General features: G+C 43.0%; 25 protein-coding genes and 1 tRNA gene. 13 read left to right on the forward strand and 13 right to left on the reverse strand.

The genetic code is table 11. From position 1 onward, the window contains the following. Positions 1-186 precede the first annotated feature (186 nt). Entirely contained in the window at positions 187-1,488 is a 1,302-nt protein-coding gene (gene der / locus AC1DXF_RS16070) for a ribosome biogenesis GTPase Der (protein ID WP_477449741.1), read from the reverse strand. A gap of 150 nt (positions 1,489-1,638) precedes the next feature. After that, on the reverse strand, positions 1,639-2,517 hold the full coding sequence (gene era, locus AC1DXF_RS16075; RefSeq protein ID WP_477449742.1) for a GTPase Era: 879 nt from the start codon (positions 2,515-2,517) through the stop codon (positions 1,639-1,641). A 144-nt stretch (positions 2,518-2,661) separates the two neighbouring features. Between era and AC1DXF_RS16080 the strand changes: the two genes are divergently transcribed. The 3 genes from AC1DXF_RS16080 (at position 2,662) to AC1DXF_RS16090 (ending at position 4,549) form a co-directional block, all read left to right on the forward strand. Further along, a tRNA-Met gene (locus AC1DXF_RS16080) sits at positions 2,662-2,734 on the forward strand. 411 nt (positions 2,735-3,145) lie between these two features. Further along, the gene (locus tag AC1DXF_RS16085; protein WP_477449743.1) at positions 3,146-3,598 is read left to right on the forward strand and encodes a pyridoxamine 5'-phosphate oxidase family protein; all 453 of its coding nucleotides are present in this window, start codon (positions 3,146-3,148) and stop codon (positions 3,596-3,598) included. A 120-nt stretch (positions 3,599-3,718) separates the two neighbouring features. After that, positions 3,719-4,549 carry a hypothetical protein gene (locus AC1DXF_RS16090; protein ID WP_477449744.1) on the forward strand — a complete coding sequence of 277 codons (831 nt, stop codon included), beginning with the start codon at positions 3,719-3,721 and terminating at the stop codon, positions 4,547-4,549. Positions 4,550-4,656: 107 nt separating this feature from the next. On the opposite strand, the gene AC1DXF_RS16095 is transcribed toward AC1DXF_RS16090, so the two are convergent. The 3 genes from AC1DXF_RS16095 to AC1DXF_RS16105 form a co-directional block, all read right to left on the reverse strand. Continuing rightward, on the reverse strand, positions 4,657-5,046 hold the full coding sequence (locus AC1DXF_RS16095; RefSeq protein WP_477449745.1) for an HIT family protein: 390 nt from the start codon (positions 5,044-5,046) through the stop codon (positions 4,657-4,659). Between the two features lie 91 nt (positions 5,047-5,137). Continuing rightward, positions 5,138-5,611: a transcription elongation factor GreA gene (greA, locus tag AC1DXF_RS16100; RefSeq protein ID WP_477382542.1), complete on the reverse strand. Its 474-nt coding sequence runs from the start codon at positions 5,609-5,611 to the stop codon at positions 5,138-5,140. Between the two features lie 280 nt (positions 5,612-5,891). Then, on the reverse strand, positions 5,892-6,821 hold the full coding sequence (locus AC1DXF_RS16105; RefSeq protein WP_477449746.1) for a 2-hydroxyacid dehydrogenase: 930 nt from the start codon (positions 6,819-6,821) through the stop codon (positions 5,892-5,894). 191 nt (positions 6,822-7,012) lie between these two features. Here AC1DXF_RS16105 and AC1DXF_RS16110 point away from each other — a divergent pair, with 191 nt between their 5' ends. Continuing rightward, positions 7,013-7,567, forward strand: coding sequence for a hypothetical protein (locus tag AC1DXF_RS16110; RefSeq protein ID WP_477449747.1), 555 nt, complete (start codon positions 7,013-7,015; stop codon positions 7,565-7,567). A gap of 12 nt (positions 7,568-7,579) precedes the next feature. Here the strand turns inward: AC1DXF_RS16110 and AC1DXF_RS16115 are convergent, their stop codons facing one another. Next, positions 7,580-9,469, reverse strand: a complete 1,890-nt coding sequence (locus tag AC1DXF_RS16115) for a DUF4153 domain-containing protein (protein ID WP_477449748.1) — start codon at positions 9,467-9,469, stop codon at positions 7,580-7,582. Positions 9,470-9,526: 57 nt separating this feature from the next. Between AC1DXF_RS16115 and AC1DXF_RS16120 the strand changes: the two genes are divergently transcribed. Then, the gene (locus AC1DXF_RS16120) at positions 9,527-10,594 is read left to right on the forward strand and encodes a pyruvate dehydrogenase complex E1 component subunit beta (RefSeq protein WP_477449749.1); all 1,068 of its coding nucleotides are present in this window, start codon (positions 9,527-9,529) and stop codon (positions 10,592-10,594) included. A gap of 119 nt (positions 10,595-10,713) precedes the next feature. Then, the gene (locus AC1DXF_RS16125) at positions 10,714-10,932 is read left to right on the forward strand and encodes a zinc ribbon domain-containing protein YjdM (protein WP_477449750.1); all 219 of its coding nucleotides are present in this window, start codon (positions 10,714-10,716) and stop codon (positions 10,930-10,932) included. A 228-nt stretch (positions 10,933-11,160) separates the two neighbouring features. Here AC1DXF_RS16125 and AC1DXF_RS16130 read toward each other — a convergent pair whose 3' ends face one another. The 4 genes from AC1DXF_RS16130 to AC1DXF_RS16145 form a co-directional block, all read right to left on the reverse strand. Next, positions 11,161-12,621 carry a TolC family protein gene (locus AC1DXF_RS16130; RefSeq protein ID WP_477449751.1) on the reverse strand — a complete coding sequence of 487 codons (1,461 nt, stop codon included), beginning with the start codon at positions 12,619-12,621 and terminating at the stop codon, positions 11,161-11,163. Further along, positions 12,621-15,785, reverse strand: a complete 3,165-nt coding sequence (locus tag AC1DXF_RS16135; RefSeq protein ID WP_477449752.1) for an efflux RND transporter permease subunit — start codon at positions 15,783-15,785, stop codon at positions 12,621-12,623. The genes AC1DXF_RS16130 and AC1DXF_RS16135 overlap by 1 nt, the downstream gene beginning before the upstream one ends. A 165-nt stretch (positions 15,786-15,950) precedes the next feature. Further along, complete coding sequence (locus AC1DXF_RS16140; RefSeq protein ID WP_477449753.1) at positions 15,951-17,090, reverse strand: efflux RND transporter periplasmic adaptor subunit; 1,140 nt, start codon at positions 17,088-17,090, stop codon at positions 15,951-15,953. 117 nt (positions 17,091-17,207) lie between these two features. Next, positions 17,208-17,606 carry a hypothetical protein gene (locus AC1DXF_RS16145; protein ID WP_477449754.1) on the reverse strand — a complete coding sequence of 133 codons (399 nt, stop codon included), beginning with the start codon at positions 17,604-17,606 and terminating at the stop codon, positions 17,208-17,210. A 641-nt stretch (positions 17,607-18,247) separates the two neighbouring features. Between AC1DXF_RS16145 and AC1DXF_RS16150 the strand changes: the two genes are divergently transcribed. The 3 genes from AC1DXF_RS16150 (at position 18,248) to AC1DXF_RS16160 (ending at position 19,400) form a co-directional block, all read left to right on the forward strand. Next, positions 18,248-18,478 (forward strand): hypothetical protein, encoded by a 231-nt coding sequence (locus AC1DXF_RS16150; RefSeq protein ID WP_477449755.1) that lies wholly within the window; start codon positions 18,248-18,250, stop codon positions 18,476-18,478. Then, positions 18,471-18,791 (forward strand): type II toxin-antitoxin system PemK/MazF family toxin, encoded by a 321-nt coding sequence (locus AC1DXF_RS16155; protein ID WP_477449756.1) that lies wholly within the window; start codon positions 18,471-18,473, stop codon positions 18,789-18,791. The genes AC1DXF_RS16150 and AC1DXF_RS16155 overlap by 8 nt, the downstream gene beginning before the upstream one ends. 99 nt (positions 18,792-18,890) lie before the next feature. Then, the gene (locus tag AC1DXF_RS16160; RefSeq protein WP_477449757.1) at positions 18,891-19,400 is read left to right on the forward strand and encodes a hypothetical protein; all 510 of its coding nucleotides are present in this window, start codon (positions 18,891-18,893) and stop codon (positions 19,398-19,400) included. 46 nt (positions 19,401-19,446) lie between these two features. On the opposite strand, the gene AC1DXF_RS16165 is transcribed toward AC1DXF_RS16160, so the two are convergent. Together AC1DXF_RS16165 and prfA are read right to left on the reverse strand one after the other, a co-directional pair. After that, positions 19,447-20,142, reverse strand: coding sequence for a molybdopterin-dependent oxidoreductase (locus tag AC1DXF_RS16165; protein WP_439695449.1), 696 nt, complete (start codon positions 20,140-20,142; stop codon positions 19,447-19,449). A 176-nt stretch (positions 20,143-20,318) separates the two neighbouring features. Then, positions 20,319-21,392: a peptide chain release factor 1 gene (prfA, locus tag AC1DXF_RS16170; protein WP_477449758.1), complete on the reverse strand. Its 1,074-nt coding sequence runs from the start codon at positions 21,390-21,392 to the stop codon at positions 20,319-20,321. A gap of 231 nt (positions 21,393-21,623) precedes the next feature. Between prfA and AC1DXF_RS16175 the strand changes: the two genes are divergently transcribed. Beyond that, positions 21,624-21,845, forward strand: a complete 222-nt coding sequence (locus tag AC1DXF_RS16175; RefSeq protein ID WP_477449759.1) for a hypothetical protein — start codon at positions 21,624-21,626, stop codon at positions 21,843-21,845. Positions 21,846-22,076: 231 nt separating this feature from the next. Beyond that, the gene (locus tag AC1DXF_RS16180; protein WP_477449760.1) at positions 22,077-22,421 is read left to right on the forward strand and encodes a hypothetical protein; all 345 of its coding nucleotides are present in this window, start codon (positions 22,077-22,079) and stop codon (positions 22,419-22,421) included. 293 nt (positions 22,422-22,714) lie between these two features. Here the strand turns inward: AC1DXF_RS16180 and AC1DXF_RS16185 are convergent, their stop codons facing one another. Continuing rightward, positions 22,715-23,467: a hypothetical protein gene (locus tag AC1DXF_RS16185; RefSeq protein ID WP_477449761.1), complete on the reverse strand. Its 753-nt coding sequence runs from the start codon at positions 23,465-23,467 to the stop codon at positions 22,715-22,717. 329 nt (positions 23,468-23,796) lie between these two features. Between AC1DXF_RS16185 and AC1DXF_RS16190 the strand changes: the two genes are divergently transcribed. After that, complete coding sequence (locus AC1DXF_RS16190; RefSeq protein WP_477449762.1) at positions 23,797-25,917, forward strand: prolyl oligopeptidase family serine peptidase; 2,121 nt, start codon at positions 23,797-23,799, stop codon at positions 25,915-25,917. A gap of 70 nt (positions 25,918-25,987) precedes the next feature. Next, on the forward strand, positions 25,988-26,785 hold the full coding sequence (locus tag AC1DXF_RS16195; RefSeq protein ID WP_477449763.1) for a GDSL-type esterase/lipase family protein: 798 nt from the start codon (positions 25,988-25,990) through the stop codon (positions 26,783-26,785). The last annotated feature ends 70 nt before the right edge of the window (positions 26,786-26,855 follow it).

The following is a 26,855-nucleotide window of genomic DNA, read 5'->3' on the forward strand; positions in this document are numbered from 1 at the left end:
AACAGCTTAAGGTTTAGCTATATTACGCATGCACGATCTGAAACGATACAAAAATTAAATTTTTTGATGTGCAAAAAAAATGTGCAGATGTGCAAATTTCAGATGTGCAGATGTTTTTGTTTAGATTGCTGAATGAATAACAAAGCTGTTACTAATCTGCACATCTGCAATTGCACATCCGAAGCTTTATTTCTGCCTGAACCACACTTGTATTGGCGCTCCGCTGAAATCAAAGTTTTCCCTTAGCTTGTTTTCGATAAAGCGATAGTAAGGTTCCTTTACATATTGCGGCAAATTACAGAAGAACGCGAACATGGGCGAGGAGCCTGCAATTTGGGTGATGTATTTAATTTTTACGTATTTGCCTTTGATGGATGGTGGCGGATAGTTTTCGATAATAGGCAGCATTACCTCGTTCAGTTTGGAGGTAGCTATTTTACGGGCGCGATTTTGGTAAACCTGGTTGGCTACATCAATTACTTTTAGCACACGTTGCTTTTCGGTAACAGATGTAAACACGATAGGTACATCCGTAAATGGCGCAATCTTCTCGCGGATCATCTCTTCAAAAACCTTAACGGTTTTATTATTTTTCTCAATTAAATCCCATTTATTCACCACAACCATGATACCTTTCTTGTTTTTTTCGGCCAGGTGGAAGATGTTGATATCCTGCGATTCGATGCCTTCAACTGCATCAATCATCAGGATAATTACGTCGGCTTCTTCCAATGCTTTAATGGTACGCATTACCGAGTAAAACTCAATATTTTCTTTAACCTTGGTTTTTTTACGCATCCCGGCAGTATCAATCAGCATAAAATCATGCCCATACTGGTTGTAATGGATGTGGATAGAATCGCGCGTGGTACCGGCAATCGGGGTTACTATGTTGCGGTCTTTACCTATTAACGAATTAATGATCGATGATTTACCCACATTTGGACGGCCTACAATGGCATATTTAGGGCGGGTGTTTTCTTCCAGTACCTCGTCGTCAAAATGCTTTACAACTTCGTCAAGCAACTCGCCTGTTCCCGAGCCTGTCATGGATGAGATGCTATAGATCTCGCCCAGGCCAAGGCTATAAAACTCGGTAGCATCAGATAATAGCGCGTTGTTGTCCAGTTTGTTTACTACCACAAAAACCGGCTTTTTACTTTTACGCAACATGGTAGCAATTTCATCGTCAAGGTCGGTAATGCCCGTGGTAACATCAACCATAAACAAAATAACCGATGCTTCCTCGATAGCTATTTCTACCTGCTCACGAATGGCGGCCTCAAAAATATCAGCAGAATTGGCTACATAGCCGCCGGTATCAATTACAGTAAACTGGTGATCGGTCCACTCGGATACACCGTAGTGCCTGTCGCGGGTTACACCGCTAAAATCGTCGACAATGGCTTTACGGGTTTCGGTTAAGCGGTTATATAAAGTTGATTTGCCTACGTTAGGGCGACCAACTATGGCTACTATGTTACTCATGTGTTTAAATTAGAGTCAAGAATCAAGAACCAAGAGTCAAGATTTATGCAAATCTATCTATCTTAAAATTCCTGTTCTATATATAAATGAAATTTTATTAGCGAAGCAGAAAACTGTCTTGATTCTTGCCTCTTGATTCTAAGAGTCTTCTTACCCTTCGTATCCGAATTTTTTAAGGTAATTTTTTTTGCTGCGCCAGTCGGGAATCACTTTTACAAACATCTCCAGGAAAATTTTCTTTTGGAAAAACTCTTCCATATCGCGGCGGGCATAGGTACCTACTATTTTAAGCATGCTGCCGCCCTGGCCAATAATGATGTTTTTTTGCGAATCGCGCTCCACAATAATTTCGGCACTGATGCGGTGCAGCTTTTCGCCTTCAACAAAAGCGGTTACAATTACCTCGGCGCTGTAAGGAATTTCCTTTTTATATTGTTTAAGTAGCTGCGCGCGGATCATTTCTGACGCAAAGAAGCGGTCGTTCCTGTCCGTCAGCTGATCTTTTTCATAATAGGCAGGGTGCTCAGGTAAATTGCCGATCACAAAATCCATAATGGCTTTAATATTGTGGCCCAGTAAAGCCGATATTGCGAAAATGGCTTTGGGATTTAACTTCTCCTGCCAAAACTCCACTTTCCTTTTTACGGTTTCCTCGTCGCTTTGGTCAATCTTGTTGATAAGCACAGCAATTGGCGCCAACGAACCTTCCAATTTTTTTAACACGTCGGTTTCGTCAAACTCTTCGTAAATATCGGTAACCAGCAAAATCAGGTCGGCATCAACAATTGATCCATCTACCTGGTGCATCATACTTTCGTGTAACGCGTAGTGTGGTTTGATAACCCCCGGCGTATCCGAAAACACAATCTGGTAGTTATCATCGTTAACAATGCCCAAAATACGGTGCCTGGTGGTTTGCGCTTTTGGGGTGATAATTGACATTTTTTCGCCAACAAGGGCGTTCATAAGGGTTGATTTCCCGGCATTGGGCTTACCAATTATACTTACAAAACCTGCCTGGTGACTCATATAAAAATAATTAAAAATATATTTGGACTGCAAAGAAACGAATTATATCTTTGCAGTCCAATTAAAACGGAGTGCAAATTGCATTTTGACAATTGGAAGCAACTTTCCGAGGTTATGACGGAATGCAACATATAAGAATAACAGTGCGGGATGGAGCAGTTGGTAGCTCGTCGGGCTCATAACCCGAAGGTCGTAGGTTCGAGTCCTGCTCCCGCTACATTAAAAATGAAAGCCTTGAATCGAAAGATTTGAGGCTTTTTTTGCTTAAAAGGCATTCGCCTTTTTTATCCCCCAACTTTTCCAACTGATCCGCTGTTTGCAGCAAAGCTTTAGACGAAAATGAATCCAAACCGCGATAACATTCAAAAAAGCAGCTAAGCAATAAATAGTTTTCGGGGATATACCGATGTGTTTTTTGAAGTTTCTTCCCAGCCATTTGTAATTTAGGCGTACACCAGATGCTTTTGCGGGCTCCGTACCGGCACAGCTCCGCTCTTGCCTGATAAAATGCCAGAGATTACGATAGTGACAGGCGTCACTTTTTAACAACTAAACGGTCATTTTTAAACCGCTGGCCCAACCTTAGTTTTGATATGTTAATCATTCCTAATAATTAAAATTTTAAATCATGTTGGGAGCACTTACAGACTTACAGATAGAAAGTTTGCTGAAACAGCAGGTTACCGGGCGTATAGCATGCCATGCTTACGGAACAACTTACATTGTTCCGATAAACTATGTTTATAGCGCGCCGTATATATACAGCCATTCTGCAAATGGAAAAAAGATGGAAATGATGCGAAAGAATCCTGAAGTATGTTTTGAAGTTGATGACATTCAAAGCATTTTTAGCTGGAAAAGTGTAGTAGCCTGGGGACATTTTGAAGAAATAGCCGACATAGACGAAAAAGCACGCCTGATGCAAGGCCTTATACATCGCATCATGCCCCTAGCAAGTCATCCGGCAAATCACCCTTCACATGGGATAACCGAAAACGACAGCGACGTAGGCGACAAAATCGAGCTTATTGTATATAAGATAAATCTTTATAAAAAGACAGGCCGGTTTGAAAGCAATTGAAGCCGACTTGATAAGGCATATATAATTGATGATCACAAGCAATTTCTATAATGACCGGCGTCATGTTTTCTGTGAAAAGCATTTGTGAAATTTACACTTGAAAATTATAAACCCTACCCTATGAAAACGATTATAGTAATTAACGACGGTTCATTAGCTGTAGCGAATGCTTCAAAATTGGCGCTCCAGATAGCCCAGTCGGTACAGGCCAATATTTTAGTTGCAAATACCTATAAGGTCAACAAAATGGACTTGGCAAAAGTGATGGCTGGCGATAATATTCAGTTGCCATTGTTAATTGCAAAAAATCGCTTGGTGCGGATGTTAAATGCTATTAATCGCGATTCGGTGGGTTATCAGCCCGAAATATCAACTGCGGATATAGCTGGTGTTGATGCCGCGCAATTTGCTGCGATGATCATCAAAAAAAACATTTGGTTAATGGTGAGTGGAAGTGCAGCTGCATTAAAAGATGAACCAGGACAAGCGCAATTGAATTTGCAAAGTGTTTTAAATAGAGTACTGTGCCCGTTATTGATAGTACCCGAAAGCTGGGTATTAAAGCCTATAGAGCGTATTACTTATATTGCCGATTTACGATATTGCCGCGCCGCCATAGTAAAATATCTTGTTCAACTGGCCGAACCTATGCAGGCAGGTATATCCGTAGCTCATTTGTCGGCTAAAGGGTTGCCGGATATTGAAGACGGTTACGGGCAGCGCTTATTTACCCAACAAATTGCAGACCATGTACATAGTCACGGTGTTGGCTTCAACAACATCAGGGAAAAAGATATTAACAAGGCCGTCGACGTTATAATTAACGGGATGCATAACGATATGCTGGTACTTGTAAACCACCGGTTTCATTTTAAAGAAATTATTGGGTATTATTTGACCAAAACACTCCCGGGCCACGTTACAATACCATTGCTGATATTTCCCTATTAACCAAAGCAAAGCGAATCATGGATGGTTTTGCCTACAGCGTTGAAAACAAAAGGGTACTGCTTTATGCAATACCCTTTTGTTTTTTCAGAACCGATGCACTCAGGTATTTAAAAAGCTGCTTTGATTCTATCTTTTGTAACACTCAATTCTTCGGAGCTGAAGCTTAGTTTGGGCCGCGAGAAATTGAGGTCATCAACCCGGTTCATGGGGATAAGGTGAATATGGGCATGCGGCACTTCGAGGCCGATAACAGCCACCCCTACCTTTTTGCATGGTATTGCCTTTTTAATAGCCGTAGCCACAATTTTGGCAAATATTTGCAAACCGGTATAAGTTTCATCATCCAGGTCGAAAATGTAATCAACTTCTTTTTTCGGAATCACCAGCACATGCCCTTCGGCCAGTGGGTTGATATCTAAAAAAGCTAAAAACTCATTACTCTCGGCAACAACGTACGCCGGGATCTCGCCTGCTATAATTTTTGAAAAGATATTCATTTTGAGGTTGATTAAGTTGATTAGGTGAGTGGTTGATTAAGTTTACGGAGAGCTAACTCAATCAACCCAATCCAACCTAATCAACCAATAACTAACGGCTAACTTCCAGTATTTCAAATTCAATTTTACCCGCCGGTACAGTGATCTCAATTTTTTCGCCTACTTTTTTGCCTAAAAGGCCTTTGGCTATGGGCGATGCTACTGATATTTTACCAGCTTTCATATCGGCTTCGCTTTCGGCTACCAGCTGGTAGCTCATGGTGGCGCCGTTTTTAAGGTTTTTGATTTTAACGATAGATAGTGCCAATACTTTTGACGTATCCAGTTTGGATTCATCCAGCAAACGGGCGTTGGCCAACACTTCCTGCATTTGCGAAATTTTAGCTTCATGCAAGCCCTGCGCTTCTTTAGCGGCGTCGTATTCGGCATTTTCAGACAAGTCACCTTTATCGCGCGCTTCAGCAATTTGTTTTGATATATCCGACCGGCCGGTTGTTTTTAACCTTTGTAATTCTTCTTTTAGTTTTTCTAAACCATCCTTGGTAAAGTATGATACCTCTGCCATAACACGTAAATTAATTATTGTTTATCCTATTGGTTGTCCAAAAAAAACCGCCCTCCCTTTTTTAAGAAGGACGCAACGACTATAAAAACAAACAAGACTATATGGGCCATGCCTACATAGTCTTGTTTAGTATTAAACGAAGATAAGTGATTTAAGTTTTAATATGCAAATTTATTTGGAGGAGGTGAGTGGTTGATTGGGTTAGATTAGGTTGATTAAGTTTTTTTGCATCGTTTATAGAAATTTATTTCAACGTAGTCCAACTTAATCAACCACTCACCTAATCAACCACTCTAACCAATTTCTCCGCCATCACCTCACTTATCTTCCTGTACGAATCAAACGTCCAGCCGGCAACGTGGGGGCTCAGGATAACCTTGCCGCTTTGGCGCAACTCGTCGTACCATGCCTGCTCGGCCAGGGTGGGGAATTTTTCCACTTCAAGCACGTCTAATCCTGCACCTAATATTTTACCTTCCTTAATGGCTTTTAATACACTGCTTACTTTTGCGGTTTTGCCACGGGAGGTGTTGATGAGGAAAATGGGTTTTTTAAAATGAAAAAGGTACTCATCGTCAACCAAACCGTTGGTTTCGGCAGTCAGGGGCACGTGTATGCTCAGCACATCGCTCAGCTTTACTATCTGCTCCATGCTTACTTCGCGTGCATAACGGTCGCTGAAACCGGTTTTATACTTATCGTAGGCAATTACATCAACCTGGAAACCGGAAAGCTTACGGGCAAAGCTTTGCCCCATATGGCCATAGCCAATAATGCCTACTGTTTTTCCTTTAAGTTCATAACCGCGGTTACCCTCACGTTCCCATTTGCCGTTCCTGATCTCGGCATCGCCCCGGTTAAAATTATTCATCAGCGAAAGCAGCAGGCCAATAGCATGTTCGCCTACCGCGTCAGAATTTCCTTCGGGCGCGTTAATAAGTTTGATGCCTTTTTGGGCGGCGTAGGCCTCATCAATATTATCCATGCCGGCGCCGGCGCGGGCAACAAATTGCAGGTTGGTGGCCAAATCAAAAATCTGTTTGGTTACCAGGAATTTCGACCGGATAACCAGGCCCGCATAATTACCAATAATCTGTAAAGCTTCTTCGGATTTTATAGTTGGCCTATAATCGCATGTATAACCCTTGGCTTCAGCCTGCTCCATAAATATGGGATGTACATCATCAACAATAAGAATATTATTTTTCAACTGGGCTTAAAATTTTTATGAACCACAAATTTACAAAACAAGCATGATACTTATGGGGTTTGCCATATATGGCGTCACTTAATTACAAAGCGCCGACCCATGCCCGCCATATTTACATGTTTTACAAACTGGCACGGGAATAGCATATCAAATATACAAAGGCTTGCCCTTTTTCATATAAACCGATAAAAATGAAATCATTAAAGCAAATAGGAACCGATATAAAACACTACTCCGAACAATTATCGCACGATGGGTTTAAGCAGGTGTTTGATCATATCGACCAATTGAACGTAAAAAAGGGCGTCGATAAATTGGGCCTTGATAAATTTATAAACCAATGCGCAATTATGGCTGCCGGTAGTGGTGCTATATCGGGCAGCGGCGGTGTTTTAACTATGGTGATTGGCATGCCTGTGGATGTATTAAACCTGATAACCCAACAATTCAGGGTTACCATGGCTATTATGTACCATAATAGGGGCAGCTACCAAATGGGGTTCGACGAGTTTATGAAACTGGTAGCTATATCTTTTAAAGTAGAAACCGGCATTGCCCTCAGCAAAACGATGATGGAAAGCATAGCCGAAAAGATCATCTTAAACTTAGGCGTGCGTACTGCCGAAAGATTAGTACCGGTTGTTGGCGCTGTTATTGGTGGCACAACCAATTATATGTTTATTAAACGGATGGCAAAATCGGTTAAGGAAATGCAAGGGCTGCCGGTGGTAATACAGGTGAATTGATACTATGGGCACCTACTTTATTTTGATTAAATAGGTGCCCAATATTTTTATGTCGGCTGGTTTCTCTTTTCCGGTAATGTTAAAATTTATACTGTTGATCTGAAAGGCTACCTTACACGTAGCCGTTTCTTTTATAAGTAAAGTTTCTTTAGCAGGCAGATCATAATTTTTATAATATTCTGACTCTGTAGGCGTGTGATATTTATTAAGAGTCGCTGTATCTGCCAAAAGTTTATGGGCAACATCAAAAGGTCTGAAATTAAAAGTTTCGCTATTGAGTTTTAAGGTAAATGACCCGTTCGCTGGTTGTGTTTGCTTAATTTGAATGCCGCTGAAATTATTAGTCAGGGTATCAGCATACTCATCGGCGGCGAGTGTTATATCATAGCCCTTTACAACTACCATTTTTTCTTTTTTGCTAAATGTATAGTAATAGGTCATAACGTTATCATTCTCGTTGTACCAGGTTTCAAAATGATGCAGGCCAAGGGAAATTCGGGCCCACTCATACTTGCTTTCCCTTAACTCTCTGCGTCCATAATCGCCCGTAGTACGCCAATCCCTGCTTTTCAACTTACCTAACGAATCGGACAATGCGGTAAGATCCTTGTTAAAATACAGCTGCAAGGGCGTGATATCGTATTTATAGATGAAATAATTTAAAGATGCCACAGCTTTACTGCCGTCTTTTTCGCGCACCTTTGTGCTATCAACCGCGATGAATTTGCCATTTTTCAACGCATTGTGCTTTTCAAAAAACCTAACTATAATGCGCCTTTGCGAATACATGCTAACCGAAAATGCGCTTTGCGGGCCGTAAACAGATAAAAGGGTTACTATACATAACGAGATCGGGATAAGCTTTATATTCTGCTTTTTAAAAGCTAAAAAGTAAACAGAAATAAACAACAGCCAGCAGGCAAGCGTGATTAAAAAATAACGCCATTCGGTGATGCCATACATGAAAACCCTCGCACCAACTGCCACAAACAGCAGGCCCAACAGGGGGATCAATAAAAAATAAAAGCTGCGCGAATAAATTTTGATCCATTTATTGCCATCATGTTCACGAATGGGATATATCAGCAATAATGACAGCACCCCAAACACCGCATAGCTTAAAATAAGATTTGATACCAGGCCTTTTGGCAGGCTCCAAAGTGTAATGATCTTAATCTCGTAAGCTAATAAAATAAGCACATATATGGTTGATAGTGGGATCAATACAAACTGGGTAAATATTTTCAATGCTTTGGGGTAGCTCAAATCGTCGTTAAGCGTACGCGTATCGGCAGGTACGCCAGCCAGGAAAAAGGTGGTGGTAAACAAGCCCACTATCCAAACCCAAAGTATGGCATAAGTATCCCACTCAAACTTAAAGTTGAATAAAAAGTTAGTAGCGGCAATGGCGGCAGCTATCCCTAAAAACAAAACCACACCGTACAATACGCTGGTTAAAAAACGAAGGAACAATGTTTTATTAAATTGCCAAAAACCGTTTACCTGCCCCTTACCCGTAAACGCAGCAAAGGCAACCAGTAAATGAAACGAAAGCGATAGCAGGAAAAATCGGATATAATCGGCCTCGCGGGCGGTAGGGTCTATAATAAAAACAAGCGATGCCGCGAAGATAGCAGCTATAACTTTTATGATGCGCCTGCTTTGTTTTGTCATTTCACGGCTTTGTGTAAACAGTGTTGCCGACAGGCTCAACAACAAACCCAGGTTGGCCGTCATTACCCCCCGCATCAGCCAGCCCTCATGCACCCGGTTAAGGTGACGCAATTCTACCTCGATGGTACCTGCAATAGTGCCTGCGAGTGCAAATAATAACTCAAAGGGATATTGTTTTAAAGTAGATAAAAAGCCTTCGGCGAGTGTTTTAATGGATGGAAATTTCATTGCGACAGGGTTTATACAGGCAATGTAAGTACAATTTGTAAAATATCTGTACTAAAAATGCAAAGTAGATGGGCTGCAATTGCATTTCACACATTAGTGATTATATTTGCGGTCGCAAAAAACATCATTTTATACAATATAATGAGAGAAATACAATTCAGAGAAGCGCTGCGTGAGGCCATGGTCGAAGAAATGCGCAACGACGATACCATATACCTGATGGGTGAAGAGGTTGCCGAATACAATGGCGCCTATAAAGTAAGCCAGGGCATGCTTGACGAATTTAGCGCAAAACGCGTTATTGATACGCCCATCTCTGAATTGGGCTTTGCCGGTATCGGTATTGGCTCGGCTATGAATGGCTTACGCCCGATCATCGAGTTCATGACCTTTAACTTTTCGTTAGTGGCTATCGATCAGATCATCAACGGTGCAGCCAAAATCATGTCGATGAGCGGTGGCCAGTTTTCTGTGCCAATCGTTTTCCGCGGCCCAACCGGTAATGCGGGTATGCTTAGTTCGCAGCACTCACAATGCTTTGAAAACTGGTATGCCAACTGCCCAGGTTTAAAGGTTGTTGTTCCGTCGAACCCTTACGATGCAAAAGGTTTACTAAAATCTGCCATATTGGATCCGGATCCGGTTATTTTTATGGAGTCGGAGTTAATGTATGGCGATAAAGGCGAAGTACCTGAAGAAACTTACTATATCCCATTGGGTAAAGCCAAGGTGGTAACCGAAGGCACCGATGTAACTTTGGTTGGTTTCGGTAAAATCATGAAGGTGGTTATTGCCGCTGCTGCCGAGCTAGCAAAAGAAGGCATCAACGCCGAAGTGATCGACTTACGTACCGTACGCCCAATTGATTATGAAACCGTGATCAATTCGGTTAAAAAAACAAACCGTTTGGTAATTATTGAAGAAAGCTGGCCTTTAGGCTCAATAGCTACCGAGGTTGCTTTCAAAGTACAAAAAGATGCTTTTGATTACCTTGATGCGCCTATTCTGCGTATCATGGGTGGCGATGTTCCGTTGCCTTATGCACCAACTTTAATACAGGAATACCTGCCAAACCCGGAAAGGGTTGTTAAAGCCGTTAAAGAGGTAATGTACGTTACTAAATAATAACACGATTTAAGGATTTTACAGGATTGACAGGATTTTTGCTTGTCGCTTTTAAAATTTAAATAATATCAAAAAGCCCGGTATTTGCATCGGGCTTTTTACTTTAATACAAATACACAATGGCAGAATCAAACGTAAAAGACAGCAACGGCAACATCCTGAACGATGGCGATTCGGTAACGCTGATAAAAACTTTAAAAGTTAAAGGCGGCGGCGTAACGCTTAAACAAGGTACGCTGGTAAAAAAAATACGCCTTACTGATGACGACAAAGAAGTTGATTGTAAAATTGACGGCATGAGCATTGTGCTTAAAACGGAATTTTTGAAGAAAAGGTAATTGCTGATAACCGGGGAAAGATCCAAATTACCATGATTGCGAGGTGCGAATTCACAAATGTGCCTTTATTAAGTGTTAGGATTCGCGGTCTTTGAAGGGTAAATGATAAACCGGCGAAAGACTTACGAAGTTTTAAAAACTTCGTAAGTCTGGGATCTACAACGTGCCGGGGGGGGGGGGTAAAAAGGAACGACGACGCTATGACAGCTTTTTTCGTAACCAATCAGCCTACCGCCATCCCCCGCCCACAGCCTGGTACAAATTCACCGAGCTTAGGAATATATTACGTTTAATGTTGGTTAGTTCCAGTTCGGCATCCAGAACGCTGCGCTGGGCGGTGATGATCTCCAGGTAATTGGCGCGGCCAACCAGGTAAAGATCATTGGCTACCGATAACGCGTTATTAAGCGATTGTAACTCCTGTTGCTTAAACTCAAAGGCCTGCTTATAGTTACCAATACCGCTCAGGTTATTATTAACCTCCTGGAAACCCGACAAGATTGTTTTCTGGTAATTATAAACTGCTATTTTCTCTTCGGCAATGGTACGTTCATATTCTGCCTTTATGCCCTTGCGGTTAAATACAGGCGCTGTAAGCCCGCCAATTAATCCGTAGGTAAACGAGGCCGGGTTAAATAGCAAACCCGCGTTAAAGCTGTTATAGCCCGCGTATGACGTTAAGGTAAGCGTAGGAAAAAAGTTGGCCCTGGCCGCTTTAATATCGGCATTCATGGCCGTAAGTTCCAACTCGGCCGCCCGGATATCGGGACGGTTAAGCAATAACTGTGACGGAACACCCGCCCCGATAATTACCGGCAAAGCAATTTTCATGATAGAGGTATCCCTCGTAATTTTTCCTTTGAAACTACCCGATAAAAAATTAAGCTGGTTTTCAGTCTCGGTTATTTGCTGCAGGGTTGTGTATTGCAGGCCTTTGGTCCGCGCTAGCTGGGCCTCAAACTGTTGTACCGCCAGCTCGGTGGCCCGGCCACCCATTTTCTGAATTTTTACTATTTCCAGCGCGTTATCCTGTAGCGCTATATTTTTTTTTATGATAGCCAACTCGGCATCAAGCGCCAGTAATTGGTAATACAGCCCGGCTATTTGCGCCGTAAGCTGAGTAGTAATTAGCCGGTATCCGCTTTGACTGGCCAGGAACCTGGCAAAGGCTGCTTTTTTCTGGCTGTTTAATTTTCCCCACAGGTCAACTTCCCAGGAGCTTTGAAAGCCCAGGAAATAGTTAGGCACAGGGTTGGGGATGTGTTGCCTGCTGTTGATATTTTGCGAGAAGTTGGTGTCGTAATTACCAACACCATTTTGTGTATAGTCGCCATATTTCTCGAGGCCTGCATTTGCGGCAATATTTACGGTTGGCAATAGCTTTGATGCGCTGAACCTTAGGCTTGATCGCGATACCTCCATGCGTTGCAAGGCAGTGAGGATATCGGGATTGGCTTTAAGAGCGGTATCAATAAGGGCAATCAGTTTTTGGTCGGCAAAAAACTGGTTAATGGGCAAAGTTGCTACTGTGGCGGTGTCGTTAGCTCCGGTGAAAGTGCCTGGTAAATTCGCGGCAGCTTCCTGCCCGGTAACAGGTTTGTAGGTTTTGCATCCTGTCGTTATAATCAATAAAAACGCGGTACTTAGTATATATAAATTTGCTTTTTTTAGCATGGGTAGCTTTTTCATTAGTTAACAATTTCCATTTCATGGTGCATTTCGGTAAGCGGCTCTTGGGGCGTTTTATGTTTACGCGCTGCAATTCCGGCAAATATTACATACAGGCCGGGGATTAATATTACACCGAAGATGGTGCCCATCAACATGCCACCCGCGGCTGCGGTACCTATAGATCGATTACCCATGGCACCCGCGCCATCGGCAATACATAACGGAATTAAACCGGCGATAAAGGCCAGCGATGTCATCAGGATGGGCCGTAAGCGGGATACTGCGCCTTCAATAGCGGCTTTAACAATGGTTAAGCCCTCTTTTTGCCGCTGAATGGCAAATTCTACTATCAGGATGGCGTTTTTACCCAGCAAGCCTATCAGCATTACCAGGGCTACCTGGGCGTAGATATTGTTTTCTAATCCGCATATCTTTAAAAAGAAAAATGCTCCGAAAATACCGGTAGGTAACGACAGGATAACGGGCAGCGGCAGCAAAAAGCTTTCATACTGGGCGGCCAGCAGCAGATAAACAAATATTAAACAGATGATGAAAATGTAGATGGCCTGGTTGCCCGATAAGATTTGTTCCCTCGTCATACCCGACCATTCAAAGGCATAGCCTTTAGGCAGCTTTTGTTTGGCTATCCGTTCAATAGCGGCGTTGGCATCGCCGCTGCTGAAGCCTTTGGCCGCATCGCCGGTAACCATAGCCGATGTGTACATGTTGTAGCGGGTAAGCTGCTCGGGGCCAAAAACTTTTTCCATTTTAACAAAGGTGGAAAAGGGCACCATTTCGCCCTTATCGTTTTTAACCTGCAGGTTTAAAACATCCTCGGGGCGAGCGCGGTATTCGGGCGCGGCCTGTACCATCACCTTGTACATTTGCCCAAAACGGATAAAGTTGGAAGCATAAAAGCTACCCATTAAGGTTTGCAGGGTCGACATGGCTTTATCAACCGTAATTCCCTTTTGGGCCGCTGTTTGCTGATCGACAGAGATCATGTACTGCGGAAAATTGGGATCGAAACTGGTAAACGCGCCGGAAATTTCGGGCGAGGCATTTAGCGCATCCACAAAGTCCTTAGTTACTTTAGCTGCTTTTTGCAGGTCGCCCTGGCCGGTACGGTCAAGTACCCTGATCTCGAAACCGCTGGAGTTACCAAAGCCCGGCACCGTTGGCGGCGGAAAATACTGGATAGATGCGTCGCCTATGTTTTTGGTTTTCTCTGTTAGTGTGGCAATAATATCCTCTAACGATTCCTTGCGTTCATCCCATGGTTTCAGGTTAATCATGGCCATGCCGTAGGATGCGCCCGCAATTTCGTTCACCAAACTATAGCCCGATAAGGTGGATACCGACTCAATTGCCTTGATGCTTTTGGTTTTACTTGCTATCTCTTTTAAAACCTGTTCGGTACGCTCAACTGTTGCACCGGCAGGCGTAGTTACGTTTACGTAAATCATACCCTGGTCTTCGGTAGGTATAAAGCCGGTTGGCAAAATAGCGCTGGTGCCCCAGGTAAGCACAAAAAAACCTATCAATAAAGCGATGGTTATTCCTTTGCGAGGCGAAAGGAAGGTCATAAAGCCCGAGTACTTGTTTTGCAGGCCGTCATAACGTTTATTAAAGCCGGTAAAAAAACGTTGGGTAAGGGTTTTCTTTTTAGGCTCGGGGTTATGCTTTAGCATAATGGCGCAAAGTGCTGGGGTAAGCGTTAACGCGTTTATACCAGATATAACAATAGATATAGCCAGCGTAAGTGAAAACTGCCGGTAAAATACCCCTACAGGGCCCGACATAAAAGCCACCGGCACAAATACTGCCGACATCACCAGTGTAATGGCCACAATAGCCCCGCTAATTTCCTTCATGGCCTGTATGGTAGCATCCATAGCGTTCATATGCTCTTCGGTCATTTTTACGTGCACCGCCTCAACAACTACAATGGCGTTATCTACCACAATGCCAATAGCCAGTACCAGCGCGAATAGCGTAAGCAGGTTAATAGAAAAACCCAGCAACTGCATAAAAAACAGCGAACCAATCAGCGCTACGGGTACAGCCAAAGCCGGTATCAATGTTGAGCGAAAATCCTGCAGGAAAATGAATACTACAATAAATACCAGTATAAAAGCCTCTACCAAAGTGCGCAGTACTTCATGGATAGATGCATCCAAAAAGCGCGACACATCATAATTTACGTTAAAACTCATACCGGCCGGGAACGAGCTTTTCTTAAGCTCCGTCATGCGGGTTTTAATGTTGTTGATAACATCCCGGGCGTTTGAGCCGGGGCGTTGTTTTATCATGATAGATGCCGAGGGCTTACCATCGGTATTGGATACCATGCTGTAGGTAAGCGAGCCAAATTCAACATCGGCAATTTCTTTCAGTTTTAATACAGAGCCGCCTTCTTCGGCACGGATAACAATATTTTCATATTGTTTGGGCTCGAAAAATTTGCCCGGATAGCGCAAAACATATTGCAGCATTTGCGGTGATTTGTCTGAGCTTTGCCCGGTTTTACCCGGTGCCGCCTCCACGTTTTGTGCGCGGATAGCATCAATAACATCATCGGTAGATACCTTGTAAGCCATCATCCTATCGGGCTTTAACCAAACCCGCATAGAGTATTCTTTGGCGCCCATAATTTCGGCACGGCCAACACCGTCAATACGTTTTAATTCCTGCAGTACGTTGATGTCAGTAAAGTTGTAGATGAATTTCTCGTCCATGCCGGGGTCTTCGCTGATGATGTTCAGGTACATCAGCATACTGTTTACCTCTTTTTCGGTGGTTACCCCGGCTTTAATCACCTCTTCGGGCATCTCGTCGATAATAGTGGCAACGCGGCCCTGTACGTTTACAGCAGCCTGGTCGGGGTCAACCCCAACGTTAAAATAAATCTGGATCACCGTAAGCCCATCGTTACTGCAAACGGTGGTCATGTAGGTCATGCCCGGGACGCCGTTAATGGCGCGTTCAAGCGGGGTGGCCACAGCTTTGGCGCAAACTTCGGCATTGGCGCCGGTATAGTTGGCCGTTACAGTTACGGATGGGGGCACAATATCGGGAAACTGGGTAACCGGCAGGGTTATCAACGCCAGCACACCCAGCAGGGTTATTATTAAAGATATAACAAGCGACAGCACCGGTCGCTTTATAAATGTTTCGAACATACTTTATCAGAGTTTGTATACAGTAAACGAAGGAGTATTAAGTCTGGAGTCGGAAGTCTTTAGTTTTAAGTCAAAACACTACAGCAGCATCAGTTCCAAGACGAAAGGTTCATAGAAGAAACTTCTGACTTGAGACTTTGGGCTTATGACTAAAGACTTAAAAAACTACTTCATAGCTAATAACGAGTCCCTGTTAAGTTTCCTTGGCCTGATGGTCATTCCATCGCGTACATTTTGGGTGCCTTCCAGCAAAATTTTGTCGCCTGCCTTTAATCCATCTTTTACAATATAATAGCTGGAAAAACGGGTTTGCGGTACAAAAGCATGCATGTGCAGCTGGTTATTTTCATCAACTATATACACGTAGCTTTTATCCTGGATATCAAATACCGATTGTTGGGGCACCATGACCACGTTATCTGCCCGGGTTGATATGTATAGCTTGCCGGTAGCGCCATGCCTTAACAGTTTTTGCGGATTAGGGAACCGTGCCCTAAAGTTAATTGATCCGGTTTTTTGTTCAATTTCGGCTTCAACTGTTTCAATCTCTCCTTCGTACGGAAAATCCAAACCATCGGCCAATACCAGCTTTACTTTATCGCTTGTTTTACCTGGCGCGGTTTTGCGTTTACGAACATATTGCAGGTATTCATTTTCGGGAAAACTAAAGTAAGCATACATCGAGCTGATATCCGACAGGCTGGTGAGCAGCGTGCCCTCGTCAATCAAACTGCCCGATTTAAGGGGGATCCTATCCACAATACCATCAAAAGGGGCATGGATGTAGGTATAGGCCAACTGATCTTCGGCGCTTTGCACCATGGAACGGGCCTCTTCAATAGTTGCTTTATCGGCGCTCAGCTTTGATTCGGCCACTTCAAGCTCCGATTTGGAGATCACTTTTTTATCAACCAGCATTTTAACCCGGTCAACTTCCAGGGCGGTTGCCTTGGCATCGGCCACGGCATTACTTAGGGCGGCTTTGGCTTTGGTGAGGTTTACTTTAAATTCCTGGTCGTTCAGTTTAAAAAGGAGCTGGCCTTTTTGTACCGACGCGCCTTCATCAATAAATACTTTTTCTAAAAAACCACGAACGCGCGAACGGATATCGATATTTTTTAATGCCTGAATGTCGGCTACGTAAGGTTTTTGGATAACCGTATCGCGCGTGTTTAATGTAAATACAGGTAGTTGTAGGGTGTCGGTGGCTTCCTCTTGTGTAGTTTGAGCTTTTGAGGAGCAACCCGTGACGTATATAGATGTTATAATTGCCAGTAAAGGCAGTATTGCTTTGAATGTTTTCATTTTAAGATGGGGTTATAAGCATAGTGGTAACTTTCACGTACCAAAATGGCTATGTTAATTAATAATAAAGATGGTTTGGGTTATCTGCACAAGCAGTGCATTACTTTAGAAAAGGAATCAGAACGGGCTTAACCTGAACAGGAAGTTATAATAGGCCGGGAGGCATGCATCACGGATAATATTTTGCGTTACCTCATGTTTTACAAATTTGGAAACAACACCTGGCAGAGATTGATCTGCGGGGAGCAGAATTGCCGAATAGTTTGTACGAATATGAACAAACCTTACATAAACACCTGCACGGTTGTTTTGGCCGCCGCCGGATTCTGAAGTATCGTCACTTACTTCCTGTTGTTGGGCAATGTTGATGAGTTTGCGGTGCAGCTTAGAGATTGCATCGGCCGTTGAACCCCACTTGCTGTAGTGTTTTAAAATTATTTCCGCATTGGCAGATGCAGCTAAAGAAAGCTGGAAAAAAAATAATACAAAGAATATTTTTTTTATGAATGCCATCATTGCGAATTTAACACATAATTATTCTTTTTTCAAATGATTTTGCATTTTATTTGATTTAAAGTGAATTTATTTTGAATTTTTTGGCCTGATTGTTAGGAATTTAGCTTTTTAACCGCGATGAAGTGTGCTTTTAACACCTACTGTGCCGATTCGCCAGGTTAATTCACTGTAGCGTAGCCTCATTACGCAGTACATCCTTATATATTGTAATAAATGCCGGGATAGGCGGCCCCTGCGAGGCATAAAAGAATTTTAGATAAATATTGCTACCAATTATTTGTAGAACAAAACTTCAAATGCATCTCTTGACCCCGAGTTACCTTTCTTTCTGCATCAAGTTTTTAAAAGCAATTTCCCTGTTGTATATATCAGGGAAATCGCTTTTAAAACAGGAGGCACCTACGGAGCCAAAAACTATTACTTTTTTTACTATAAACACGAAACTCCGCTGGAGTTATAAACCCGCAACTGTTGACTCCAGCGGAGTCACGTGTTTATAGCATTACATCCACCCGCACAATTTGGCTCCATAGGTGCCTTCTTTTTGTCTTTAATTTTAAAGCAATTTTCCTGATTGTATATATTACCGTAAGGGTCTTAATGTGCATAATTTCTTATATTTGAATATAAACCATTTGGACATGACAAGACAGGCAATCATTGAGCGCACAGTTAAAGCAATTAACCAATTGCCGGAGGACAAAGCAGAAGAAATTTCTGACTTTGCAGACTTTGTAAGTAAACGTTACGAAGAACGCCAATTAACTCAGGGCATACAAAAACTTGCCGCTGACAGTAACACTTTTGACTTTTTAAATAACGAGGAAGAGCTATATTCTGTAGTAGATTTAAAAGAGGTTTACAATGGCTAAGGGCGACATTGTGCCTATTACTTTTCCTTTTACCGACCTGAGCGGTAGTAAATTAAAGCCTGAAGTGGTACTCGCTAACACCAATCTTGATCTAACCGTTTGCTTCATTACAACACAAACCAGCTGGCAGGAACCGACAGGCACTATGTTGATGCCAAATCCATCAAATGGATTAAGGAAGCAATCTCTTATCAGGACAAGCAAAATTGCTACCCTTGACAGGTCGTTAGCAAAGGGGCTCTTGGGCAGACTTTCGGCGAATGACCTCACAGATATGAATAGTAAGCTTAAAATCCTATTTCAGTTACCTTAATAAGTGCTGATAAATCTCTCATCAAGCATATTTATATAACAAGCAGATAGGCGGCTTTTTGTATAAATTCCCTATTTTAGGCACACAAATACCATTAGTATGCAAAATCCTCGTTTTAAAGCCATAGGGCTTATTGTTTTAATTATGCTTACAGTTGCAGCCGGTAGCCGTGTATCGGCCCAAACTGCTACGACAGCAAAACCCGAAGCTGCCGCCAAAACGCCAACAGCAGCAGGAATCATAGCGCCCACAACCCTTATAGAAAAGTTTTTCAGGAGTTACGATAAAGAGAGCACCACAAAAGCGATGATTGATATATTTAAAACCAATCCGCTTATTGATTCCAACAGCCTGGTTAAACTTATTTCAAAAATAGATACTACACGCAGCCTTATTGGCGCTTATACCGGCAAAGATCTTATCGTTCAGCGTAAAGCATCCAACAGCCTGGTATTGTACAGCTACCTGGTAAAACACCAAAACCAGCCCCTGCGGTTTACATTTATGTTTTACAAGCCCAAAAATGAATGGGTAATTTATCGTTTATATTTTGACGATTCGGTAAGCAGCGAACTGGAGCAATCGGCAAAAATTACAGCGAAACCGTAGAGGCGCTTAAGGCAGAAAGCTATTTTGGCAAAACGTTAGCTTTCTGTTAATCGCTATACCTGTCGTTTCGCCAGGGGTAGGCTGTGTTTGAATAGCCACGATCTTCCCAGAAACCTAATTTGTTTTCGGTTAAAAACTCAATCCGTTTTATCCACTTTGAGCCCTTCCAGGCATAAAGTTGTGGGGTAATCATCCGTACAGGGCCGCCGTGTTCTATTGGTAAGGGCTGTCCTTCAAAAGTATGAACCAACAACACATCGGGCTTTAGCGCCTCCTCTAAAGAAATATTGGTGCTATATGTGTCGTACCCGTAGCACATAATGTGGGTGGCGTTTTCTTTGGGGTGCACCAATGCTGCAATATCAAGCAGGCTAACACCTTTCCAGGGCATATTTAGCTTCGACCAGGTGGTTACACAATGAAAATCGGATGTATCTTTGGTTTGGGGCAAATCCATAAACTGTTTCCAGGTAAGCTTAACCGGGTTATCAACGGCGCCATCAATAGTCAGTCTCCATTTTTCGGTTGGTATATTGGGCTGGTACCCCAAATCGAGCACAGGCCATTTAACAGTGACTGTTTGCCCTATGGGGATAGCTGGCATGCCGTGCCTGTTTGGTGCACCGGTACCGCGGGGTTTGTCGTCGGCTACAGATGGGGTAAGCTTCATCTTTTCCTCAAACCGGGCTTTAAGTTTCATGCGGGCCTCAATAATACGATCGAGTTTTTCTGGTTCGTCCATAGTTGTAGTGTTTACTAAAGATAGCGAAAAGCCCAAAAAGTCTCAACAAAAAAAGAAAGGCCTTTAGCATACTACTAAAAGCCTTTTGATATTATTCAAGTGTTGTCAAGTCCTAAAAAGCAGACCGGCAAACCTTTTACCTTTCTCCTTTTACCTTTCTCCTTTTGCCTTTCACCTTAAACTACGGTTCCTTCTTTTAGTTTCTCTGCATTTTCTGCAAACTGTAAAGCTTCCATTATCTCCTGTAAATCGCCGTTTAATACGCCGGGCAGGTTGTATATCGTAAGACCGATGCGGTGTTCTGTTAAGCGCCCCTGTGGGTAGTTGTAGGTACGTACCTTGGCCGACCTATCGCCGGTTGATACCATGGTTTTGCGCTTTTTGGATGTTTCTTCCAGGTGCTTTTGCAGCTCCATTTCGTATACGCGCGAACGCAATACCTGTAGTGCTTTATCGTAGTTTTTTAATTGCGATTTCTGATCCTGGCACTGCGCCACAATACCCGTAGGCAAGTGGGTTAACCTCACGGCCGAGTAGGTTGTATTTACCGATTGACCGCCCGGGCCCGATGCGCAGAATAAATCCTTGCGGATATCGCTAACCTGCAGGTCGATATCAAACTCATCAACCTCGGGCAATACCACAACCGATGCGGCCGACGTATGTACCCGGCCCTGGGTTTCGGTATCAGGAACGCGTTGAACGCGGTGGACGCCCGATTCATATTTTAAGGTACCGTAAGCGTCTTCGGCTATTACGTTAAATACAATTTCTTTATAGCCGCCGCTGGTGCCTTCGGTATAATCAACCAACTCGGTTTTCCAGCCACGTTTTTCGCAATAGCGCATATACATGCGGTAAAGGTCGCCTGCAAATAAGGCGGCTTCATCGCCACCGGTACCGCCGCGAATTTCTACCATCGCGTTTTTGCTATCTTCCGGATCTTTAGGGATCAGCATCAGGCGGATGGCTTCTTCCATCTCTTCCTGTTTGCCCAACAACTCATCCAGTTCCATTTTGGCCATTTCACGAAACTCTTCGTCTTTTTCGGTAGCCAGTATTTCTTTATTGCTATCAATATTGCTCATAATGTTACGGTATATGTTATACTCGTCAACAATTTTAGCAAGGTCTTTATATTCTTTATTCAGCTGAGCATAGCGCTTCATATCCTGCATTACTTCAGGATTGCTTAATTCGCCTTCAACGGTTTTCCAGCGTTGAAATATCAGTTCTAATTTCTCTAACATATTCGGTGTTCAAAAGCTAATTAAAGCAGCTTTGCTTGATGATGGTCCGGCTACAAAAGGTGTTACGTTTCGGTCGGTTTACAGGCTTGCTTCAAAAAACGCACAAAAATACGTATTTTCGGGGATATATTATTTCAGTGGATTGTAAGTTGTTTTGGCGGCTATTTATGTAACTTTAATTTAAAACCTAATGAGCGTTAATACTGTTACACAATAAAAACCAACCACATTATGCCACTTCCAGAAAATCCCAATCTTGACGATAACCAGGACGAAAAAGATCCAGGCAACGAATACGAACAAAACGAAGGCCAGGACACCGGCAACGAACGTTTAGATGCTGACGTTGCAGATATTGCCGCTTTAGAAGCTGCCACCCGCGCCTCCGAATCGGCATTCACCCTAAATGTAGATGATGGCATAGCGCCCGAAGTTGATGAGGATGAAGATTAGACACTAATATTAGCAGGGCTGCTATAATTGTATCGAATTTCAATACACACCAATACTTGCAGGGCGTTTAGCAATTGTATCGAATTTCACGAATTGATAAGCATGCGGATTATTGCAGGTGCTGTATTGATAATTTGGATTTTGAAGGATCAATATGGCTTCGTTTGTGAAATTCGAAGCCATTCGTGAAATTCGAGTTTATGAAATTCGTGTTTATATAATGAGGGGTATATGAAAAAACTGATATTAACCGCTTTGTTGGCAACCGCTTTAGCAGGTACGGTAAAGGCACAAAATAAATTCAGTGCTACTGATTTTAAAGCAGGCCTGGGTAAAACAGGTACATTATGTGATACCGTTTACTCGCTCAAAATAGTAAGCGATACGCTTGCTCTGCTTAACATGGGCGGTGCTTATCCTCACCAAAAATATACTATCGCCATAAAAGGAAATAAGGTAACGTTAGACCTCCCCAATATTAAACGAAAAGCAATTTGTGTTACCGGCGTTTTCGAGCTGTTTAAAGATCAGCCCGAAATAGTAGCCAGCCGACCTGAGCAAATTGAAGTGCATTAGAGAAAGAATCAAGAATTAAGAGCCAAGAATCAAGACAAAAAGGCCTCGCCGATATCAAATAGTCGCAGGATGCTAATGCTCCAAATAGAAAGGGTTATTTCAAACAAATGAAACAACCCTTTTATTCTATCTTGATTCAAGAATTAAGAGCCTGGAATCAAGACAAAAAGGCCTCGACGATATCAAATAGTCGCAGGATGCTAATGCTCCAAATAGAAAGGGTTATTTCAAACAAATGAAACAACCCTTTTTATTCTATCTTGATTCTTGACTCTAACCTCTTGATTCTTCTTTTAAAACTCTTTATATAAACCAAAAATGGCCTGGCCTTCGGTCATTGCCTGGTTGGTAACGGTGCGGCCGAGTACCAGGGTACGGTCGGTATAAGTGATTTTTGGTCCGGCAGAATTAACATAGTTAGCTTTCAGGAACAGGCCCCATCCTGCCCCGGTATTTAAGCGGATGGCCGCGCTACCGCCATAGGCAAAAGCAAATTTAGTTGAACTGTGTTGCAAAAACTCTCCGCTTTGCGCATCAACGCCCTGTATCTGCACGGCTACCGTAGGTGTGGCAAAGCTTTTTATAGCACCGGCAGAAGCCCTGAAATCGAATGAAAAGGCGCCCCATACAAGGGTATATTGCGGGCCTAATAATATATTAAGGCTGCGGTACCGTTTATTGGCGGTAACTATTGATCCATCGGCAATATAGCTATCTGTGTAACCTTGCGAAATTTTTTGGTCATCATCATAAGTTAGGTTACCCTGGTCCTGGTAGGTTACGGTATAGCCTAATGCTGCGCGCTTAAAAAAGTAATGTGCCCCATCTAAAGAATATACTAAACCTTTTTTTGCGAAACCCGATTTGTTGTTGCTGTAATCAGTAGATTTGAAATCGCCGTACGGCCTCGACTGGCCAAATCCCAGGCTCAAATAACTTTTAGATTTTTCGGAAACCGTTTCGTCATCCTGCACATCCTGCGCCTTTGATTTAAATGCCATCAGCATAAAAAAAGCTGCAGCCAATAATGTAAAAGTTTGTTTCATGTTGTAATAGTCCTAATAAAATAAATCTGGTTTGCCAAAACCCTGCTTATTTGGTTTAGCAAACGCCTAAAAAAATGCATTATTATCGCCCATGGCACTTATGTTAAAAAAACAAGCCTCAGTAGATAATATACACGCCGTATCCGCGCAAAAGCAGTTAAGGCAACAGCTACAGCCGCTTTTAGTTACAGGGCGCTAATATAGCTTGCCCCGGTCAATTAAACAGCAGCAAAGGGCAAAATTAACAACTTTTAACCTTTAACGGCCTAAATCATTTGTGCCCGTGTTGTGCAAATCACTATCTTTAGTTCCCTGTAATTTAAATGTAGATGAAAAGAACACCCGGCTTACTTGCATTAGCTGTTTTATTTTACAGCTATTCCCACGCGCAACAAATGACTATTAAAACACTACCATACCCCAAAACAAAAAAGGTTGATACCGTTGATACATACTTTGGTACCCAGGTGCCCGACCCCTATCGCTGGCTGGAAAACGACCAGGCACCGGATACAAAGGCCTGGGTAAAAGAAGAAAATAAAGTTACCCAGGATTATCTAAAACAAATACCCTACCGCGAAAACATCCGCAAACGCCTTGAAACATTGTGGAATTACGAGAAATACAGCGCTCCTTTTAAAGAGGGGCAGTACACTTATTTTTATAAAAACGACGGGCTGCAAAGCCAGTCGGTTTTATACAGGCAAATTGGCGATAGCGGTAAACCCGAGGTGTTTTTGGATCCCAATAAATTTTCGGCTGATGGTACTACATCGCTACAAGGCATCGATTTTACCAAAAACGGCGACCTGGCAGCCTACCAGATCTCGGAAGGCGGATCGGACTGGCGCAAGGTTATCGTGATAAAAACCAGCGACAAAAATGTAGTTGGGGATACCCTTATTGATGTGAAATTTAGCGGCCTGGCCTGGAAAGGTACCGATGGTTTTTATTACAGCAGCTATGATAAACCTAAAGCGGGTAGCCAGCTTTCGGGCTTAACACAGTACCATAAATTATATTACCATAAACTGGGTACGCCGCAAAGTACCGATAAGCTGATATTTGGCGGCGAAAAAACCAAACGCCGCTACATTGGCGCTTACCTTACCGAAGACGAACGCTTTTTGGTGATAACCGCAGCCACATCAACCACCGGCAATGAGTTATACATTCAGGATTTAAGCAAGCCCGATAGCCCTATAGTAACCGTGGTTGATAATTTTGATAACCAGCACAGTGTATTGGACAATGTGGGCAGCAAGCTGTATATCCTAACGAATATTTATTCGCCAAATTTTAAAATAGTTACTGTTGATGCCGCAACCCCCGGCATAACCCATTGGAAGGATTTGATACCCGGAACAAAAAATGTTTTAACAGCCAGTACTGCCGGGGGAAAAATTTTTGCCGAATACCTGAAAGATGCCACCTCCTTTGTGCAACAATACGGTATGGATGGCAAGCTGGAACGAACCATCACCCTGCCATCGGTTGGAACTGCGGGTGGCTTTGCAGCCAAAAAAGAAGAAAAGGAAACCTATTATACTTTTACCAGCTACATATACCCCCCTACCATTTTTAAGCTGGATATAGCTACCGGGCAGTCAAGCATCTATAAAAAATCGGGCGTACAGTTTGATCCCGAACAGTACGAATCGAAACAGGTGTTTTATGCGTCGAAGGATAAAACCAAAATCCCGATGATCATCACCTATAAAAAAGGTACGGTGCTAAATGGCCAGAACCCTTTAATGTTATATGCCTACGGTGGTTTTGGCGTTAGTTTAACACCGGCGTTCAGCACGTCGAATATTATACTTTTAGAGCATGGCGGTATTTACGCTGTGCCAAATTTGCGTGGCGGCGGCGAATACGGCGAAACCTGGCATAAAAAGGGCATCAAAATGAAAAAACAAAACGTTTTTGACGATTTTATTGCAGCTGCCGAATACCTTATCAAAAACAAGTACACGTCTAAAGAGCACCTGGCAGTATCCGGTGGCTCAAACGGCGGCCTGCTCATCGGTGCTATGCTTACCCAGCGCCCGGATTTGTTTAAGGTAGCATTCCCTGCGGTTGGCGTTATGGATATGCTGCGTTACAATAAATTTACGGCCGGAGCGGGCTGGAGCTATGATTATGGCACAGCAGAAGACTCGAAAGAAATGTTTGACTACCTGTATAAGTACTCGCCCTACCATGCCCTTACGCCACGCGAATACCCGGCAACAATGGTTACCACAGCCGACCATGACGATCGCGTTGTACCTGCTCACTCCTTTAAGTTTGGCTCGCGGCTACAGGAATATCAAAAAGGCCCGGAGCCGGTACTTATTCGCATTGAAACCAATGCCGGTCATGGCGCAGGTCAGTCGACCGCCCAGGTAATAAGCGGACAGGTTGATAAATGGGCCTTTATGTTTTGGAATATGGGGGTGAAGTGGTAGTTCATTGGTTCACTGGTTCATTGGTGAAGAGTTTGAAGAAGCCCTGGTGGCATTTGAGGTAAATTAATATATGAAGCGTTATTTTTTGTTTGTCGCCGTTTTTCTATTTAGAGGATCGATCTGTTTCGCGCAGGATAAAAAGCCCAACCTTAACATAGTGTTTATCGGCAATAGTATAACCCAGGGCGTTCAACTGGCTACGCCTGAAGATGCGCCACCCGCTACGGCTATTGCATATTTGCGCCGGCAAAAAAACTTAGGTACCGTTGAATTTAGCAACCAGGGCCATAGTGGTTATACCACTCTCGATTTTTTGCCGGGCACCAAGACCTTTACCAAAGTGGAGGAAGCGGCCGGTGCATTTACTGATAAAAACGCGTTGCTGATATTTTCGGTTAAGCTGGGCACCAACGATAGCGCCATCCAGGGGCCGCACGGCGCACCTGTATCTGCAGATGATTATATCCAAAATGTAAAAACCATTATCGATAAATTGCTTGCAGATTTCCCGGCGGCTGTTGTCATATTGCAGCACCCTATCTGGTACAGCCCCAACACCCAAAACGGGGCAAAATACCTGCAGGAAGGGCTATCGAGATTGCAAAGTTATGTGCCTAAATTAGATCGTCTTACCCAAAGCTACGCCACCATTAATCCTAAACATGTTTTTACCGGCGATAAAAAAGCATTCAAATATTTTAAGAAACGTCACCTTACGCTGCTGATTCCAGAAAATGGCAAGCAAGGTATATTTTACCTTCATCCCAATAAAGCGGGAGCCATTGCTTTGGGCGAATTTTGGGGTAAGGCGATTGAAAAAGTAGTGAAGAAGAACGGGATAGAAATTCTTAAACGAAGAAAGGTGTAGCATCTATAAAATTCCATGTAAGATGGCGGCTAATGTGTAACTTGCTGAAAATCTAACTAACTTGCTTTAA

The organism is Mucilaginibacter sp. P2_A5 (assembly GCF_056404995.1).

Bases quoted from the DNA above. Each gene is read 5' to 3' on its own strand.
- der (WP_477449741.1), bottom strand. From the start codon at position 1,488: ATGAGTAACATAGTAGCCATAGTTGGTCGCCCTAACGTAGGCAAATCA.
- era (WP_477449742.1), bottom strand. From the start codon at position 2,517: ATGAGTCACCAGGCAGGTTTTGTAAGTATAATTGGTAAGCCCAATGCC.
- AC1DXF_RS16085 (WP_477449743.1), top strand. From the start codon at position 3,146: ATGTTGGGAGCACTTACAGACTTACAGATAGAAAGTTTGCTGAAACAG.
- AC1DXF_RS16090 (WP_477449744.1), top strand. From the start codon at position 3,719: ATGAAAACGATTATAGTAATTAACGACGGTTCATTAGCTGTAGCGAAT.
- AC1DXF_RS16095 (WP_477449745.1), bottom strand. From the start codon at position 5,046: ATGAATATCTTTTCAAAAATTATAGCAGGCGAGATCCCGGCGTACGTT.
- greA (WP_477382542.1), bottom strand. From the start codon at position 5,611: ATGGCAGAGGTATCATACTTTACCAAGGATGGTTTAGAAAAACTAAAA.
- AC1DXF_RS16110 (WP_477449747.1), top strand. From the start codon at position 7,013: ATGAAATCATTAAAGCAAATAGGAACCGATATAAAACACTACTCCGAA.
- AC1DXF_RS16115 (WP_477449748.1), bottom strand. From the start codon at position 9,469: ATGAAATTTCCATCCATTAAAACACTCGCCGAAGGCTTTTTATCTACT.
- AC1DXF_RS16120 (WP_477449749.1), top strand. From the start codon at position 9,527: ATGCAAAGTAGATGGGCTGCAATTGCATTTCACACATTAGTGATTATA.
- AC1DXF_RS16125 (WP_477449750.1), top strand. From the start codon at position 10,714: ATGGCAGAATCAAACGTAAAAGACAGCAACGGCAACATCCTGAACGAT.
- AC1DXF_RS16130 (WP_477449751.1), bottom strand. From the start codon at position 12,621: ATGAAAAAGCTACCCATGCTAAAAAAAGCAAATTTATATATACTAAGT.
- AC1DXF_RS16135 (WP_477449752.1), bottom strand. From the start codon at position 15,785: ATGTTCGAAACATTTATAAAGCGACCGGTGCTGTCGCTTGTTATATCT.
- AC1DXF_RS16140 (WP_477449753.1), bottom strand. From the start codon at position 17,090: ATGAAAACATTCAAAGCAATACTGCCTTTACTGGCAATTATAACATCT.
- AC1DXF_RS16145 (WP_477449754.1), bottom strand. From the start codon at position 17,606: ATGATGGCATTCATAAAAAAAATATTCTTTGTATTATTTTTTTTCCAG.
- AC1DXF_RS16150 (WP_477449755.1), top strand. From the start codon at position 18,248: ATGACAAGACAGGCAATCATTGAGCGCACAGTTAAAGCAATTAACCAA.
- AC1DXF_RS16155 (WP_477449756.1), top strand. From the start codon at position 18,471: ATGGCTAAGGGCGACATTGTGCCTATTACTTTTCCTTTTACCGACCTG.
- AC1DXF_RS16160 (WP_477449757.1), top strand. From the start codon at position 18,891: ATGCAAAATCCTCGTTTTAAAGCCATAGGGCTTATTGTTTTAATTATG.
- AC1DXF_RS16165 (WP_439695449.1), bottom strand. From the start codon at position 20,142: ATGGACGAACCAGAAAAACTCGATCGTATTATTGAGGCCCGCATGAAA.
- prfA (WP_477449758.1), bottom strand. From the start codon at position 21,392: ATGTTAGAGAAATTAGAACTGATATTTCAACGCTGGAAAACCGTTGAA.
- AC1DXF_RS16175 (WP_477449759.1), top strand. From the start codon at position 21,624: ATGCCACTTCCAGAAAATCCCAATCTTGACGATAACCAGGACGAAAAA.
- AC1DXF_RS16180 (WP_477449760.1), top strand. From the start codon at position 22,077: ATGAAAAAACTGATATTAACCGCTTTGTTGGCAACCGCTTTAGCAGGT.
- AC1DXF_RS16185 (WP_477449761.1), bottom strand. From the start codon at position 23,467: ATGAAACAAACTTTTACATTATTGGCTGCAGCTTTTTTTATGCTGATG.
- AC1DXF_RS16190 (WP_477449762.1), top strand. From the start codon at position 23,797: ATGAAAAGAACACCCGGCTTACTTGCATTAGCTGTTTTATTTTACAGC.
- AC1DXF_RS16195 (WP_477449763.1), top strand. From the start codon at position 25,988: ATGAAGCGTTATTTTTTGTTTGTCGCCGTTTTTCTATTTAGAGGATCG.